The following is a 15,152-nucleotide window of genomic DNA, read 5'->3' as shown; positions in this document are numbered from 1 at the left end:
ACGCAACCCGCGCAGGACCGCGATCACCGCGGCCGCGCTGATGGTCGGCATCTCGCTGATCACCGGCGTGAGCGTGGTGCTGACGTCGGCGACCAAGTCCACCGTCGCGGCGCGGCCGGTCCTCGCGCGGGCGCACCTCCGGGATCTCCTCCTCGTCCGCGGCGGCACCGGAGGCCTCGTGGGCGAGCTTCACCGCCGCCAGGGCGATGTCCATGACGTCGAACTCGTCGGCCAGGGTCTCGACCACGACGCGGAACCGGGAGAGGTCGTCCTCCATCAGCGACTCCTCCAGCGACGAGCGGGTCAGCTCCAGCTGCCTCGCGCGCAGGTCGGCGACCGTCGGCACCTTCTCCATCGGGATCTTGGTCTTGGTGACGCGCTCGATGGTCTTGAGCATCGAGTTCTCGCGCGGCTCGACCAGGGTGATCGCGACGCCCTCACGGCCGGCACGGCCCACGCGGCCGATGCGGTGCGTGTAGGCCTCCGGCGCGGACGGCACGTTGTAGTTGACGACGTGGGTGAGCTGCTCGATGTCGAGGCCTCGGGCGGCGACGTCGGTGGCCACCAGCAGGTCGGCGGTGCCGCCGCGCAGGCGGGCCATCACGCGGTCGCGCTGCTCCTGGCTGATGCCGCCGTGCAGCGACTCGGCGCGGTAGCCGCGGCCGTTCAGGGTCTCGGTGAGCTGGTCGACCTCGTCGCGCGTGCGGCAGAAGACACCGCGGCGGTCGGCGACTCGACGTCCAGCACGCGCCGAGGGCGGCGGGGCTTGTGCTCGCGGCGCACCAGGTACGCGGTCTGCCGGACGCGCGGGGCCTCGCCGGGCTCGGTCTTCTCGCGCTCGATCTGGATCAGCACCGGCGTGCGCAGGTGGCTCTTGGCCATGCGGTCGATGCGCGGCGGCATCGTGGCCGAGAACAGCACGGTCTGCCGTTCGGACGGCGTCTCGCTGAGGATCGCGTCGATGTCCTCCGCGAAGCCCATGTCGAGCATCTCGTCGGCTTCGTCCAGCACGACGACCTGCAGGTCGCTGAGCTGCAGCGTGCCGCGTTGCAGGTGGTCGATCGCGCGGCCCGGGGTCGCGACCACCACGTCGACGCCGCGGGACAGCTCGCGCAGCTGGCGGCCGATCGGCTGGCCACCGTAGATCGGCAGCACGCGCGCGCCATGTGGCGGCCGTAGCGGTGCACCGCCTCGGAGACCTGCACGGCAAGCTCACGGGTCGGGGCGAGCACGAGGGCGAGCGGTTTCTCACCCTTGCCGATCCGGTCGGCGATGCGTTCCAGCAGGGGCAACGCGAACGCCGCCGTCTTGCCCGTGCCCGTGGCGGCCTGCCCCAGCAGGTCGTTGCCGGCGAGCAGCGGCGGGATCGCTTCACTCTGGATCGGCGTCGGCTCCTCGTAGCCCAGGGTGGTGAGTGCGTTGAGGATGTCGGGCCGCAGCCCCAGGTCGGCGAAACCGTTGTCGGCGGTGGTCATGACGAGTATCTTCCCCCACCGCCCGACATCGCACTCACTCAGACCAGGTCAGGCGGCCTCCTGGAGGCTGACCCGCACGTCCGCGCTGCTCGTCGCCCCGTTCACGGTGGCCGAGATCTTGACCTGACCAGGCCTTATCGCGGTGAGGAGCCCGGTGCCGGGATCGAGCCACGCGACGTGCCACGGCCTCACCCCGGACAGGTCGCCCACGTGCAGACCGGGTGACCCTTCCCACACCGCGCCCATCGGATACTTCACCGGCAACGTCCGGGAACCTTGTTTCAAAGTCGCCGCAACCGTTTCCGGTTTGCCGAAACGCAGGTTCGCCGGTGCCTGGACGTGGAGGGAGTCCACGTGCGGCCGGATCTCGGCTTTCACGCCGCGGTCGGTGATGCCGACGAGCGTCCAGCCGGTGAACCCGCCCGCCTCGGCAGGTGCCTTGCCGGAGTTGCCGTTGATCACGTACGGCACACCGTCCACAGTGGAGGCGAAGAAACCGCCGACGTGCCCGCCGATGAACGCCGTGGGTTTGTCGCGTTCGGACAGCAGTTTTTCCAGGTAGGCCGCTTCCATCCGGTCGGAGAGCTGGCTCGTGCGCGCGGGCGTGGGATCGCGCGGTGGGTGGTGCATCATCACGACGGCCTGGCCTTCGGCGGTGTGGAGCGCGTTTCTCAGCATCTCCATCTGGTCGAAGCCGCCGCCTCTGAGCGTTCCGGTCGACGAGTCGAGCAGCACGAACCTCGTGCCCTTGTGGTCGAACGTCCGGTTGGTCGCCCCGAACTCGCGGCGGAAGTTGTCGATCGTGCCCGGTCCCATGATCTCGTGGTTGCCCGGCACGTAGTACCAGGGGAAGTCGCCGAGCTCCTCGGTCAGCACTCTTCTCGCCAGTTTCAGGTCGTCAGGAGACGCCTCGTCGACGAAGTCGCCGTTGATCACGACGAACTCGGCATCGGAAGCCTTGATCTCCCTCAGCGTGCGGCGGGCGGACTTCACCAGATCGCTGTCCGGGTTGCGCGCCACGAACTGGGCGTCCGACATGACCGCGAACTTCCAGCCCTCCGCTCGGCCGATCACGTTCTCGCGCAGGTCCGGCGCGGGTGGCAGGGTGACCGCGGGCGGGACTCGTGCGGTGATGTCGTCGACGATCACCTCGCCCTTGTACGAGCGGTCAGCCTTCGTCTCGATCGTGTAGAACCTGTTGACCTGGATGGGGAACTTGAGTTCCGGCGGCACCGCGACTTCGAGCTGCTTCCAGCCGTGCCACGTGATGTACGGGCCGTAGAGCGACCGCGACTGGCCGGTCGAGTCCGTCACGGTGAACGCCGTCCACTCGCCCTTGCCGCTGCCGTGGACCCAGGCCGCGAGCGAGAGTGGTTGCCCGTCGACCTGGAGCGGCTTCGGCGGCACGGCGTACGCGGTGCGCGTGCCGGTCGACTGGGTGAAGTCGTAGCTCAGCTTCAGCCCGCCGCCGGTGTGGCCATTGGGTTCCGGTGCCACTGAGCCGGTCGCGCGGGCCGACCCGAAAGTCCATTGTGGAGCGTCGTCGAAGGTGGCGATCGGCTGGTCGTTCACGCCGACCGTGACCGCGAGCTGGGTCTCTTTGCCCTGCGCCCTCGCCTTGACCGTGGTCGCGCCGGTCTTGAGAGCTCTGACCTGCAAATCCGGGGTGACCTCGATGATCGAACGGTCGTAGCTGAGGTCGAGGTCGGCCCGCTCGATCGGCGCGCTGAAGCCCTTGGCGTCGAACCCGTTGATCTGCAACGGCTTGCGCTCGTCCAGGCTCAGGCTGATCCGGGAACTGGCCGGCGCGAGTCGCGCGAGCTTGCCCAGCACTGTCAGTGTGGTCGTGTTGGTGGTGCGGCCGCGGAACGCGGTGAACGACGCCGGTCCCGAGTGCGGTGCCGCGTGGAAGGTGTCGCCGATCGCCCAACCACCGGTCGCGCGCGTGACGTGCTCGTTGTTGCTGGCCGGTCCGAACGTCTCGTCGTAGCCGCGCACGGTCATCCTGCGGGTCATGCCGGGGAAGACGCGCTTGTCCTTGGTGCCGACGTTGAATCCCACGAGTTTGCCGGTGCCGCTGGGTGCGTAGAGGGCGAGGCCGTTGGGAATGGGGCGCTCACCGCCGTCCGACGGCGTGTTGACGACCTTGAGCTCGGTCGTGCCGGGTTCGCGGGCGAGCATGGTCGACGAACCGCCGCCGTCGAGGTTGAGCGCGTTGTGCGCGCCGAGCTCGATCATGGCGTCGGCGAGGTCCTTGAGGTTCAGCCCGAGCAGGTACGCGCCCTGCCGTCCGTCGACGGTCAGCATGACCATCTTCTTGCCGTCCGCGGAGAACCCGACCGCCGTGCGCGGATGCAGCGGGTCTGCCGGCGCGACGTTCTTACCGTCCTTGACGAGCAGATGCCGCCCACCGATGGCCGTCTTCGGCTCGCTGCCGTTGCTGGTGCGGCTCTGGTAGGTGACGTTGACCTTGTCGCCGGGCTTGAGTGCTTTGAGCACGTCCGCGCCCTTGTCCCTGCCCACGAGTGCGTAGCCCTGGACGGGGTCGGCGCTCGGGCTACCGACTGTTTGCACGACGTCGTCGCGCACGATCACTTCGGCCGTGTTGGTCGCACCCTGCACAGCGCGCGCCCTGCTGTAGGTGCCCCACAACGGGTTGAAGACGCCGATCCCGTCCACGTCGATCCGCGAGCTGTTGAGCTGCGTCAGCTTGTGCGTGCCGTCGAGCGTGCCTTCGAAGAAGGTCTCCATGACGCTGCCGACACCTGCCGCGTCGATGCCCACCGCACGTCCCTGACCGGACTTTCTGAGCTGCCCGTCCTGGATGCCAACGCCTTCGGGTGCGTTGGAGTTGTTGATGTCGAAGAAATCACCGTTGATCGCCGCTACGGCTCTTGAAGCCTGCTGGGAGAGGGGCGCGGCCTGCGCGACGGTGCCGGGATCGACGTACCCGACCTGCGTTCTGGTGAGGTCGACGGCGAGCGCGTCACCGCGGATCCAGCCACCGGACCCGCCGGGCTCGTACCAGTCGAAGGAGCTGAGCGTGACGCCGGGAGCGACGGGTCTCTCGGTCCGTTCGGTCTCGATCCGTCTTGAGATGTCGGCGTGAGCAGGGGAAACGGGTGCAAGCAGGGTAGCGGTGATGATCACCGCAAGTGCACGTCTCATCACAGCGCGGAACCTAGACTGGCCCGGTGAAGAATCGCCTAACGGTCTGTGCCTCGCACCTGATCACCTTGCCAAGCGCACCCCACGGCCCGGTCCGCGAGGCGATCGCCACCGCCCGCGAGGCTGTTCTGGCCTTCGACCCGGAGCTCGTCGTCTTCTTCGGCACGGACCACCGCCGCGCCTTCCGCGAAGTGGTCCCCACCTTCGCGGTGGTTCTGGAGGCCACGGCTCAGGGCGACGTCGCCGGCCCCACTGGTTCGTACGACGTGCCGGCCGAGCTGGGACGAGCATTGGTGGCAGATCTTGTCGCGCACGACTTCGACATCGCCACGGCCTACCGCGCGGCGCTGGATCACGCGTTCGGCCACACGACCCGCGACCTGCTGGGCGCTGTCGATGCCAAGCCCGTGCTGCCGATCTTCATCAACTGCGCCAGCCCGCCGCACGCGTCCTTCCGCCGCGCGGCGTCGCTGGGACGCCGCGTCGGCGAGTTCTTCGCTGATAAGCGCATGTTGTACGTCGGATCCGGCGGTCTGGCGCACGACCTGCCGGGCTTCCGCGAGCCCGAGACCGGTGTGATGCTGACGGAGGAGGAGCGCCAGGCGTGGATCAAGTCGGTCAACGAGAAGGCGCGGACCGAGGGCACGATCCGCGAGCTGGTGCGCACGTGGGACGAGGCCTTCCTGGCTGGAATCGGTGGCACGTCAGGGGAGTGGCTCGACGAGATCGGCGTTGACCTGGTCGAGCGCGGCGGCAACGGCGCCGCCGAATGCCTCACCTGGACGGCTGCCTGGGCCGCCGGTGGTCAGGCCCTGACTGTTCTGGCGCACGAGTTCGACACCAACGGCCGTGCGGTCGTGATGTCTTAGCCCTTCAAGTCGGCGGTGCCTCCACGGTGCTGAGCACGTCGGCCTCGGCCAGGTACAGGCGGCCGAGGTCGATGAGAAGCGTGCCGAGCTCCCTGTAGTGCTCCGCGCGCTCGACATCGGGAATCAGACCGCACGTGCGCAACATGTTTTGCGCGAGCATCTCGCCGAACTGTGGATAAGTCTTCACCACCTCACGCGAGAGGCGTTGAAGGGATATGCGTAGAAGGTCCTCCGTCAGGATTTCCGCGGCCATGGCAGGATCCCCTCGTTCTCGCGCCAGACGCCGTCGCAGTCCCAGCAGGTCGGCCAGACGTTCTTCTCGCGCCAGAGGCTGAATTGTTGCGGCGCAACAGGGTCGCCGCATAGTGTCTCGACGAGCTGCCCCCTGGTCAACTCGTCGGGGATGGCGTGACGCCGCCCCTTGTGGGGCATCCAACGAAACTTCACAGAATTATTGTGTAGCTTGGAAGGCCTCCAAGCTAACGCCCTTTTGGGTTATGTTGCCGCCAAACGTTCTGAGACCATTGAGAATGGGTCTACCGTCCTCGCCATGCCGAAAAGATTCTCCACTGCAAGGGGTCGTGAGTTCGGGGACGGCCTCCGCGCGGCCATCGCCAGCACCGGTATGACCTCACGTGCGGTCGCCGAGCTCCTGGACTGGCAGGAAGCCAAGCTTTCGGACCTCGTCAACGGCAAGGGCGGGTCGACCGAGCTGGAGCTGGCTCTGCTGCTGGGCGTGTGCCGGACGCCGCCGCGTGAACGCGACCACCTGTTGTCGCTCTTCAACGAGGCCAATCTCAAGGGCTGGTGGCAGGACCACGGGGCATGCACGCCGATCCGGCCGCGCACGTTGATCGAGCACGAGCGCGCCGCGAAGAAACTGATCAGCTGGCAGGTTTCGCTGGTGCACGCGCTGATCCAGCTGCCGGAGTACGCGCGGGCCGTCATCGCGTCGTGTGCGAACGTTCCCGAGGACGAAGTCAATGAGCGCGTGCAGGCCCGCACCGAGCGTCAGATCGTGCTGGGCAAGGGATTGAAATGCCTCTTCTACATCCACGAATCGGCGCTGCTGTCACCGATCGGCGGACACGAGGCCATGGAAGCGCAGCTGCAGCATCTGCTGAAGATGGCGGCGCGCTCGTACGTCGAGATCCGGATCGTGCCGTTCTCGGTCGGCGCTCATGCGGGGCTCGCGGGGTCGTTCGACATGTTGACGTTCGACAAGTACGAGCCGGTTGTGTTCCTGGACAGCGAGAACTCGAGCCTGATCATCGAGGCGCCGTTCGCCGTGAAGTCGTACGAGCGGGTGTTGGAGGCGCTCGATGAGATCGCCTTGGATGCGGAACAATCGAAAGGGCTGATCAAGCGGCTGCTGACATGAGGAGACACCGATGGCCGAGTGGCGCAGGAGTGCCCGGAGCGGAAACGCAGGTAATTGCGTGGAAGTCGCCACCGGCATCGGCATCCGGGACAGCAAGGCGCCCGCCGCTCACATCGAGGTGGGCGCCGTTGCGTGGACCGCGTTCCTCGCGAACGTCACACGAGAGCGCTGAGAGGCGCAAAGGGACCTGCCCCGGCACGCTGGCGACCAGGCCCCGGACCCCAGCCGTGGCCTGGTCGTTACCATCCGAACCATGACCATGCCCGCAGCGATCGATGCCGTCCGCGAAGCGTTCGTCGGGCTCACCGCGGGGGAGTTCGACCTACCGCCGCGGCAGGCGTTCAGCGAGAGCCGGTCGCTCGTCATGGCGGTGCACCACCGGCCGACGAGGTCCACGGCGGTCAAGGTGGTCAGCATCGAGATCGAGCGGGATCCGGTGATCACCGGCACGGTCGTCTACTCGCACCCCGACGGGCAGTTCGTCACGGACGCGGTGCCGCTCACGACGTTGCGCACGGGCGCTGTCGTCGGTGTGGCAACGGATCTGCTGGCCGACGAGGACGCCTCACACCTCGCGCTGCTCGGGGCCGGCGCACAGGCGGCGGACCAGGTGCGTGCGGTGCACGCCGTGCGGCCGTTGAAGAAGCTCGTCGTGTTCAACCGGAACGCCGAGAAAGCCGAGGCGTTGCTGGAGGGCCTGAAGGACGAGCTGCCGGACACGGTCATGGACGTGGCGATAAACGCGGAGGAGGCCGTTCAGAGCGCGGACGTCGTGTGCTGTGCGACGGCGTCGACCGTGCCGCTGTTCGCCTGCGACGCGCTCAAGGAACGGGTGCACGTCAACGCCATCGGCTCGTATCGGCCGGTGATGCGGGAGCTCCCCGAGGAGTTGCTCGCGACCGCGGAAGTCGTTGTGGTGGACCAGGTCGAGGCGGCGCTGAGCGAGGCCGGCGAGATCATCCGGGCGGTGCGAAGCGGCGTGCTCAGGCTGGAGTCGCTCGTCGAACTCGGTGCGGCGCTGGGGAATCCGCCGCTGCGCGAGGGCCGGACCGTGTTCAAGTCCGTCGGCGTCGCCGTGCAGGACTGGGCCGTGGCAAGGCTTTTGGCATAGCTGGTCAGGTCTCTTCGTGGTTCGCGTCTTGCTTGTCACGCTCCTGAAAGTAGATACCGCCGTTGATGCTGTGTGCCTGGATCACGGGCCCATCGGGGCTCCCGTGGAACTCGTTCTGACCTCCCATGTCCTGCCAGGCGGTCACAAAACGTTCCACAAGTCGCACGATCGGAATCAAGTGCGACAACAACAGGCCGCCGAGCACCAGCGTGATTGCGATGCGCACGAGGTGGAAGACGTCCTGGTAGAACGCGACGTTGCTCAGCACGAGCTGGGTCAGTACAAGCAGCACTGCCTGGATCAGGAATGGCCGGACGTGTTCCTTGTCGGCCTTCACTCGTGAGACGTCGCGGCGTTCGAAGACGACGCCGCCCTCGTCGTTCTTCGGGTGGATGCCCTGCCATGCCGCCCAGTCACCACCATCGGAGACGAACTTGAACTGCACGCGCTGGCCTGGTTCGAGCTGGCCGATCCGATAGCGGCGGTTGCCAGGAGGCACGTCCTCGGTGACCTCGGTCACGTCCAACTCCGGTTCGGGGCGCGGGTCCAGGCTGACTTCGAGCATCCGCGCCTTGTCGGGGAAGGCGAACCGCAAGAACTGGTTCATCACCGCGGCGCCGCCGGTGTTGGCGACCTGGAACGTCACGGTGGTCAGGCTTTTGACGGGCTCGCCGGCGTAGTTGACTTGGACCTTCTCCTTGAGCTCGTCCTTGATCGAGACGAGCCGTGAGTTCACGTCCATGTCCCAGGACAGCTGCTTGAGGGTCTTGTTGGACTTCTTGGCTTCCAGACGTGTGCCGGTGATGTACGCAGCCAGCCCGCTGAGGATCGCGGCGAAGACCGCCAAGCCGTATTTGTTGAGGAGCAGGTCGGTCAGCTGTGTGCCCTGTGCCAGCGCCTGCATGGACCGCCTTCCGTCGACCAGGACGACGAACAGGCTATAGGCAAACGGACGCGTGGCGCATGAAAACGCGCTGGACGTGAACCCTTCCGCCGCAGGGGTTCAACGTCCAGCGCGGTGATTCTCCAGGCCCGATCATGCGCTACCAGGCCGGGAGAAGCTTCACACCTGCCACTTCTGGTTGGCCGTGCCCGCACACTCCCAGATCTGGAGTCTTGTGCCGTTGGCCGAGGAGTTCCCGGTGGCGTCCAGGCACTTGTTGGCCTGAGGGTTCACGATGTCCTGTGCACCACTGACGGCCCATTGCTGCGCGCCGGACCCGTTGCAGTCCCACAACTGGACCGCTGTGCCGTTCGCGACGCCACCGCCCGAGACGTCCATGCACTTGCCCAGCGCGCGGATGGTGCCGTCACCGGGACGGCTCCACTTCTGGGCGTTGTTGCCGTTGCAGTCGGTGATCTGGATGGGCGTGCCGTTGGCGGTGTTCGCCCCTGCCACGTCGACGCACTTGCCGCCGATGCCGCGGATCTCCGTGCCACCGGTGGGCGGCGGGCTGTCGTTGGAGACGCGGACCCAGTCGACCACGAGCTGCTGCGGGAACGTCGTGCTGCCGTCCGGGTAACCCGGCCACTCACCACCGACCGCGAGGTTGATGATGATGAAGAACGGCTTGTTGAACACCCACGTCCGGCCACCGAGGTCGGCGGGCGTCTTGCGGCCGTAGACCTGGCCGTCGACGGACCACACGATCTCACCCGGACGCCAGTCGACGGCGAAGTTGTGGAAGCCGTCGGCGAAGTTCGGGCCGTTGTACTGGTGCAGCAGGCCGCCTGAGCCGCTGTAGCCAGGGCCGTGGATCGTGCCGTACACGGTGTTCTGCTGGTGTCCCAGGAACTCCATGATGTCGATCTCGCCGGAACCCGGCCACGGGTTGCCGCTGTTGATGTCCGCGCCCAGCATCCAGAAGGCCGGCCAAATGCCCTTGCCGCGCGGCATCTTCATGCGCGCTTCGAACCGGCCGTAGGTCTGGGTGAACTTGCCGGCGGTGTTGATGCGGGCGCTCGTGTACTCGCAACGGCCGTACCAGCACTGGTAGTTGCCGGGGTTCTCGCGCTTGGCGGTGATCACGAGATTGCCGGCGCCGTCGTGCACCGCGTTCGAGGTGCCCGCCTGGTACCACTGAGACTCTTTGTTGTTGCCGTTGTTGTTACCGACTTCCATTTGCCACTTGCCACCGTCGACACCGGTGCCGGCAGGGGCGTTGAACTCGTCGGCCCAGGTCACCGCCGCGTTGGCAGGGGGAGCTTGGCTGGTGGTGGCGACGGTGAACCCCGCGGCCACCAAAGCGGCGGCAGCGAGGGCCGTCCCGATGCGTCGCTGCATCGAACCGACCTTTCCGGGATTTAGTTGTGCGCCCAGTGGTTCGGAAGTGTTGTCACCTCGTGACTCTCGGTCAATGTGTAAACCTTTTCACTCTTTGGTCACGTGGGAGCGCTCTCAGGGGAGCGCTCCCATTGATCGAGGTCAGCCGCAGCGGACGTCGACGAAAATCGTCTTCTCCTGTCCGATGTTGGACACGCGCACCTGGACCGTGCCCGGTCCGTTCAGGTGCTGGTTCTGCACGTCGACCCTCAGCACGGTGCAGCCGGGCTGGTTCGCCACCGAGATCTGGTGCACGCCCGCTTCGACGGCCTCGACGTGCGCCTCGTGCATGACCCACAGCTCAGGGGCGTAGTAGGACCACTTCTTGTTCGACGCGCCGTTGGTGTCGGTCCACGTCACGGCGTAGCCGTCCAGCGGCCCGGCGCCGTCCCAGCGGTAGAAGCGGGTGTCGATCTCGACGATCACCCGGTCGCCGACCTTGAAGTTGTCGGTCTTGCTGTGCGCCGGCACGAACCCGTGCCGGTTGCCGCCGGTGTTGCCGCAGTCGACGACGTTGAGTCCGTTCTGGACGCCGAACTCGGCGCAGCCGGCGAGGAAGTCCCCGACGGTGGTGACCCAGACCTTGTAGACGCCACCGTTGTTGGGCGTGTCGAGGTAGGGGAAGAGCTGGACGGTGGTGGCGTTGTGGTCCAGATCGGACCCGGTCACGTGTTCGCAGTCGGTGTCCACGACACCGCTGATCACACCGTTCACGACGGTGAACTGGCGGCAGCGCGCCGGATCGGTGGACAGCAGCACCTTGCCGCTGGGGTCGGTCACCTGGAACACATACGTGCCGTCGTCGAGACCGGCGGCCGTCTGCGGTGCACCGGGACCGGGGCCGCCGTCGAGGTAGACGTCCTGTTTGGACGGGAAGTGGTTGAAGTTGACTTCGCTGCCGTCCGGCAACGTCGTGAAAATCGCGCCTGATGGTGCGTGCGCGTTCGCGGTCACGGGTACCAACAGCGCTGCGCCGATGGCGACGGTGGCGACCGCCGCCCAGCGTCTGGCTACTCGCATGCCCAGCCTCCGGGTGATGAACTCCCGGCTCCGACCGGCGCCCCGCCGATCGCCCCGACGCCGCAGGTGATCACCGTACTGGCCACCGGTGCTGCCGCCAATGAGTCGAACGGCCTGCATCCGATAGGGAAATTGGATTGCGCCAGGTGGTGGTAACCGACAGCGTCGCGGCCATGACTCGGGGGATGCTCGCTCTGCCGGCGGTCGCGTGCGGTGTGGCGGTCGGCAACGTCTACTTCCCGCAGGCGATCACGCCGCTGGTCGCGGAAGGGCTGAAAATCCGCGTGGACCGGGCGGCGCTCGTGGTCACCGCCGCCCAGATCGGGTACGCGTGCGGGATCTTCCTGCTGGTGCCGCTGGGGGACCGGGTGCCGTACCGGCCGCTGATCGCCACGTTGTTCGCGGTCACCGGGCTGGGGCTGGCGACAGCGGGGCTCGCGCCGTCGTTCGGGCCGCTGTTCGCCGCTGGGGTCGCGGCAGGCGTGACCACGGTGATCGCGCCGATCATCGGGCCGATGGTGGCCGGGATGGTCGCGCCGGACCGCAGGGGTGCCGCCAGCGGGACGATGCTCGCCGGGTCGATCGGCGGGATGCTGCTCGCCAGGACGTTCGGCGGGGCGCTCGGCGAGCGGCTGGACTGGCGGGCGCCGTACCTGGCCGCGGCGGGACTGGCGTTCGTGATGGCGGTGGCGTTGTGGCGGGCCCTGCCCGCGACGGAACCGCACACCCGGCAGTCCTACCCGAGCCTGTTGCTGGAACCGTTGCGGCTGCTGCGAAATGAACCCGAGCTGCGTCGTTCCTGCTTCTACCAGGCCATGATCTTCGGGGCCTTCAGCGCGGTGTGGGGGAGTGTCGCGTTGCTCCTGTCCGGACCCCGGTACGGCTATGGCGCACAGGCCGTGGGACTGCTGGCACTGGTCAACGCCGCCACGATGGTCGCGACGCCGATCGCGGGGCGGATCGTGGACCGGCGCGGACCGGATCCGGTGAACCTGGTGAGCGTGCTCGCGGTGATCGGTTCGGCGGCGGTGCTGGCGGCCGGGGGTGCGGGTGGGGCCGGCGGACTGGTCGCGCTGGTGATCGGCACGCTCGTGCTCGACGTCGCGATGCAGTGCGGAATGGTCGCGAACTCGATCCGCATGTACGCGTTGAGCGACACCCATCGCGGCCGCCTCAACACCGCCTACATGACGTGTGCGTACCTCGGTGGCGCGCTGGGGTCGTGGTTGGGGGTGCGGGCCTACACCCACGTGGGATGGCGTGGAGTTTGCGGGCTCGTCGCCCTCATGGCGGTCGCGGCTCTGGCACGCCACGCCGTCGCGACCAAGCGTGGCCTTGACGTGCGGGGCTAATGGCATTAGCTTTTGAGCTATGACAGTTCGCCCACGTCTCACCACCACGAAGGTCGTGGACGCCGCACTGGAGCTGGTCGACGAGCAGGGTGTCGAAGGACTGACGCTCGCCGCCGTCGCCGCCCGCACCGGCGTCGCCACGCCCTCGCTGTACAAGCACGTAGCGAGCCTCGGCGAGCTGCGAGGCCACGTCGGCGTGCGGCTGCTGGAGGAGATGACCAGCCGGTTCACGAACGCCGTGCTGGGCCTCTCGGGCGACGAGGCCGTGGCAGCGCTCATGCACGCGTACCGCGCGTACGTCACAGAACACCCGAAGCGCTACGCGGCCATGCCGATGGACCCGTTGCATGACGACCTGCAGCAGGCGGCGGGCATGAAGCTCATGGAGGTCATGCTCGCGACGTTGCGCGGGTACGGCCTGGAGGGCTCGGCCGCGATCCACGCGACGCGGCGGCTGCGGGTGATCGTGCACGGCTTCGCGTCGATCGAGTCCAGTGGCGGGTTCGGCCTGCCGGAGGGGCTCGACGACACCTACGACCAGCTCGTCCGGATGTACCTCGACGATCTCAGGGGACGATCATGAGAATTCCGCTCGCCGCCGCAGGCCTGCTCTTCCTGCTGTATCCCGTGTTCCGGCCGTGGGAGGACGAAACGACCGCCGCCGGTGCCGCCGCCGCGATGGGGTCGTCGGCCTGGGTGTGGTCACACCTGTTCGCCATGATCGGCTTCATCCTCGTGCCGATCGCACTGCTGGAGATCCACCGCACCGCCGCGATCACGTTCTGGGTCGGTGCCGGGCTCACCCTGCCGTACTACGGCGCCGAGGACTTCGGTCTGCACGAGATCGCCGGGCAGCCCAACATCCTCGAGCTCGCCGAGGCCGTGCGCTACAACCCCGTCGCCGTCACGACTTTCACGCTCGGCCTGGTGACCATGGGCGTCGCGGCCGTGATGGTCGCGATCAAACTCCGCACGACCGCGGCGATCCTGTTCGCGACCGGGTTCGCGTTGTTCCTGCCGCAGTTCTTCACCCCGCCCGCCGTCCGCATCGCACACGGCGTGCTCATGGTCGTCGGCTGCGTGTGGCTCGCCTGGGAGTCAGCGCGGCGTGAGGCGAAAGACCCTCAGCTCGCGGCCGCCTGACCGCTCGACGTAGTCCTGGAACGAGGGCCAGGCCGCCACGAGCTTGCGCCAGGCGGCCTCGCGCTCGGCACCTTCCAGCAGCGACGCGCGAACGTCACTGATCCGGCCGCGGACGTTCGCCTGAGCGTCCGGGTTCTTGATGAGGTTCGCGGTCCACGCGGGGTGGTTCGATTTGCCCCAGTTCGAGCCGACGACCAGCATGCCGTCCCCGTCGGCCACGTACTGGACCTGGTTCTCACGCCGCTCTCCGCTGCGAGCGCCCACCGTGATCAGCGTGAGGCCGGTCTGCTTGCTGAACGAGACGGTGGTGACCTTGCCGCCGGTCAGCCGGTACAGGAGGCGATCGGTGCCGATCACGGCCTTCTCCAGCCACGCCTGACGCCCCAACCAGCTGGTCATCGACATTCGGCGATGGTAGCGCAGGGGTGATCCACTCTGGTGCCGACCGGCGATCACTGGAAGCGTGAGGTGCTCACGACGACAGGGAGCACACGCATGGTGCGCAAGATCGCAGGTGTCCCGCGGTGATCACCGGGGCGGCCTCGGGAATCGGCCGCAGCCTCGCGCGACGGCTGTCCCGGCACGGCTCACCGGTGATCATCGCCGACGTCGACGAGAACGGGCTCGAGGAGACCGCCGCATCGCTGAAGGGCCCGGTGCTGAGCCGGGTGCTCGACGTGCGGGACGCGGACGACGTGCAGCGGTTCGCCAAGGAAGTGCAGGCCTGGCTGGACCTGCCGCTCGCAGCGGTGTTCAACAACGCGGGCGTCGCCACGTCCACGACCGTGCTGAACTCAGTGCCCGAGGACGACTCCTGGCTGTTCGACATCAACTACTGGGGTGTGGTCAACGGGACGCGGGCGTTCCTGCCGCAGCTGGTCAAGCAGAACTACGGCGTCATCGTGAACACGTCCAGCGTGTACGGGCTGGTCGGAATGCCGAAGAACAGCGCCTACTGCGCCGCGAAGTTCGCCGTCCGCGGCTTCACCGACTCGCTGCGCCAGGAACTGCGCGGCACCGGTGTCTCCGCGGTCACCGTCCACCCCGGCGGCATCAAGACCAACATCATCCGCAACGCGCGCATCCACTCCGACCCCGACGGCCAGGGCAGGACGCTGGCTCAGATGGCGGCGGACTTCGACAAGATCGCGCTGACCACGCCCGACAAGGCGGCCGAGATCATCCATCGCGGTGTCGAACGGGGCAAGGCGCGGATCCTGGTCGGGCCGGACGCCTACGTGTTCGACGCGCTCGCCCGCATCGCCCCGACGCACTACTTCACCGTGATGGCGCGGCTCTTCGACCGTTGA

General features: G+C 67.5%; 15 protein-coding genes and 1 pseudogene. 8 read left to right on the top strand and 8 right to left on the bottom strand.

The window, feature by feature from the left end:
* Together FXN61_RS02290 and FXN61_RS02285 are read right to left on the bottom strand one after the other, a co-directional pair.
* A pseudogene (locus FXN61_RS02290) lies at positions 1-1,475 on the bottom strand (DEAD/DEAH box helicase); the annotation flags it as partial.
* Between the two features lie 48 nt (positions 1,476-1,523).
* Positions 1,524-4,643 carry a phosphodiester glycosidase family protein gene (locus FXN61_RS02285; protein WP_167969719.1) on the bottom strand — a complete coding sequence of 1,040 codons (3,120 nt, stop codon included), beginning with the start codon at positions 4,641-4,643 and terminating at the stop codon, positions 1,524-1,526.
* A 26-nt stretch (positions 4,644-4,669) separates the two neighbouring features.
* Between FXN61_RS02285 and FXN61_RS02280 the strand changes: the two genes are divergently transcribed.
* The gene (locus FXN61_RS02280) at positions 4,670-5,512 is read left to right on the top strand and encodes a DODA-type extradiol aromatic ring-opening family dioxygenase (RefSeq protein WP_167969717.1); all 843 of its coding nucleotides are present in this window, start codon (positions 4,670-4,672) and stop codon (positions 5,510-5,512) included.
* Between the two features lie 4 nt (positions 5,513-5,516).
* On the opposite strand, the gene FXN61_RS02275 is transcribed toward FXN61_RS02280, so the two are convergent.
* A complete protein-coding gene (locus FXN61_RS02275) occupies positions 5,517-5,765 on the bottom strand; it encodes a hypothetical protein (RefSeq protein ID WP_167969715.1) in 249 nt (82 codons plus the stop codon).
* On the bottom strand, positions 5,747-5,944 hold the full coding sequence (locus tag FXN61_RS02270) for an HC3 family zinc finger protein (RefSeq protein WP_167969743.1): 198 nt from the start codon (positions 5,942-5,944) through the stop codon (positions 5,747-5,749). The genes FXN61_RS02275 and FXN61_RS02270 overlap by 19 nt, the downstream gene beginning before the upstream one ends.
* A 31-nt stretch (positions 5,945-5,975) precedes the next feature.
* Here FXN61_RS02270 and FXN61_RS02265 point away from each other — a divergent pair, with 31 nt between their 5' ends.
* The 3 genes from FXN61_RS02265 (at position 5,976) to FXN61_RS02255 (ending at position 8,004) form a co-directional block, all read left to right on the top strand.
* Positions 5,976-6,893 (top strand): helix-turn-helix domain-containing protein, encoded by a 918-nt coding sequence (locus tag FXN61_RS02265; RefSeq protein WP_167969713.1) that lies wholly within the window; start codon positions 5,976-5,978, stop codon positions 6,891-6,893.
* A gap of 10 nt (positions 6,894-6,903) precedes the next feature.
* Complete coding sequence (locus FXN61_RS02260; RefSeq protein ID WP_167969711.1) at positions 6,904-7,065, top strand: DUF397 domain-containing protein; 162 nt, start codon at positions 6,904-6,906, stop codon at positions 7,063-7,065.
* A gap of 81 nt (positions 7,066-7,146) precedes the next feature.
* Entirely contained in the window at positions 7,147-8,004 is an 858-nt protein-coding gene (locus FXN61_RS02255) for an ornithine cyclodeaminase family protein (protein ID WP_167969709.1), read from the top strand.
* A gap of 4 nt (positions 8,005-8,008) precedes the next feature.
* On the opposite strand, the gene FXN61_RS02250 is transcribed toward FXN61_RS02255, so the two are convergent.
* From FXN61_RS02250 to FXN61_RS02240, 3 genes are all read right to left on the bottom strand, one after another.
* Positions 8,009-8,908: a hypothetical protein gene (locus tag FXN61_RS02250; RefSeq protein ID WP_167969707.1), complete on the bottom strand. Its 900-nt coding sequence runs from the start codon at positions 8,906-8,908 to the stop codon at positions 8,009-8,011.
* Between the two features lie 159 nt (positions 8,909-9,067).
* Positions 9,068-10,288, bottom strand: coding sequence for a glycoside hydrolase family 16 protein (locus tag FXN61_RS02245; protein ID WP_167969704.1), 1,221 nt, complete (start codon positions 10,286-10,288; stop codon positions 9,068-9,070).
* 141 nt (positions 10,289-10,429) lie between these two features.
* Positions 10,430-11,347 carry a hypothetical protein gene (locus FXN61_RS02240; protein WP_167969702.1) on the bottom strand — a complete coding sequence of 306 codons (918 nt, stop codon included), beginning with the start codon at positions 11,345-11,347 and terminating at the stop codon, positions 10,430-10,432.
* 173 nt (positions 11,348-11,520) lie between these two features.
* On the opposite strand from FXN61_RS02240, the gene FXN61_RS02235 reads away from it, so the two are divergent.
* Genes FXN61_RS02235 through FXN61_RS02225 form a run of 3 tightly spaced genes read left to right on the top strand, consistent with a single transcriptional unit; the run spans position 11,521 to position 13,842 of the window.
* Positions 11,521-12,699 carry an MFS transporter gene (locus FXN61_RS02235; RefSeq protein WP_223165286.1) on the top strand — a complete coding sequence of 393 codons (1,179 nt, stop codon included), beginning with the start codon at positions 11,521-11,523 and terminating at the stop codon, positions 12,697-12,699.
* Between the two features lie 19 nt (positions 12,700-12,718).
* Positions 12,719-13,282, top strand: a complete 564-nt coding sequence (locus FXN61_RS02230) for a TetR/AcrR family transcriptional regulator (protein ID WP_167969700.1) — start codon at positions 12,719-12,721, stop codon at positions 13,280-13,282.
* Positions 13,279-13,842: a hypothetical protein gene (locus tag FXN61_RS02225; RefSeq protein WP_167969698.1), complete on the top strand. Its 564-nt coding sequence runs from the start codon at positions 13,279-13,281 to the stop codon at positions 13,840-13,842. Before FXN61_RS02230 ends, FXN61_RS02225 begins: the two co-directional genes overlap by 4 nt.
* On the opposite strand, the gene FXN61_RS02220 is transcribed toward FXN61_RS02225, so the two are convergent.
* Entirely contained in the window at positions 13,798-14,247 is a 450-nt protein-coding gene (locus FXN61_RS02220; RefSeq protein ID WP_223165285.1) for a nitroreductase family deazaflavin-dependent oxidoreductase, read from the bottom strand. The genes FXN61_RS02225 and FXN61_RS02220 overlap by 45 nt on opposite strands.
* A 119-nt stretch (positions 14,248-14,366) precedes the next feature.
* Between FXN61_RS02220 and FXN61_RS02215 the strand changes: the two genes are divergently transcribed.
* Entirely contained in the window at positions 14,367-15,152 is a 786-nt protein-coding gene (locus FXN61_RS02215; protein WP_167969694.1) for an SDR family NAD(P)-dependent oxidoreductase, read from the top strand.

Origin of the sequence: Lentzea indica (assembly GCF_012184385.1) — a bacterium.
In the GTDB taxonomy this organism is placed as follows: Bacteria; Actinomycetota; Actinomycetes; order Mycobacteriales; family Pseudonocardiaceae; genus Lentzea; species Lentzea indica.
The sequence above is the reverse complement of the archived record's forward strand: the minus strand, read 5'-3'. Positions and strand labels throughout refer to the sequence as shown.